The 499-nt window shown below is 79.6% G+C and carries 1 protein-coding gene; it reads left to right on the top strand.

The features are described from left to right. A partial coding sequence (locus G3I53_RS28190) for a glycoside hydrolase family 31 protein (protein ID WP_239064160.1) occupies positions 1 to 499 on the top strand: 499 nt, incomplete at both ends.

Raw genomic sequence — 499 nt, 5'->3', positions numbered from 1 at the left:
CGGCGGGCCCGGCGACGTGCCGTCCGCCGAGCTGTACGTGCGGTGGCTGCAGCTCGGCGCGCATCTGCCGTTGCTGCGCACCCACGCGGTCCCGCGCGAGGGGCGCCGGCACAGCGGGGAGTGCGACGCCGACGTGGTGGCCCTCGCCCGGGCGGCACTGCTCGAACGGCGCCGTCTGCAGCCGTACTTCATGACGCTGGCGCACCTGGCCCGGCGCACGGGGGCGCCGCCGGTGCGGCCCCTGTGGTGGGCGACGCCGGAGGACCGCGCCCTGCGGGACTGCGACGACGCCTTCCTGCTGGGCGACGGCCTGCTGGTGGCGCCGGTGACGGCTCCCGGCACCGTGCGCCGCACCGTGCCCCTGCCGCGCGGACGCTGGTACGACACGGCGACGGAGCGGGCGTACGAGGGCCCGGCCCGGGTGCCGGCCGACGCGCCGCTGGAGCGGATACCGGTGTTCGCGCGGGCCGGCGCGGTGCTGCCGGTGCGGGGGCCCGGC

Source organism: Streptomyces sp. SID14436, from assembly GCF_010548465.1.
In the GTDB taxonomy this organism is placed as follows: domain Bacteria; phylum Actinomycetota; class Actinomycetes; order Streptomycetales; family Streptomycetaceae; genus Streptomyces.
This window is presented reverse-complemented; position numbering and strand designations above follow the sequence as displayed.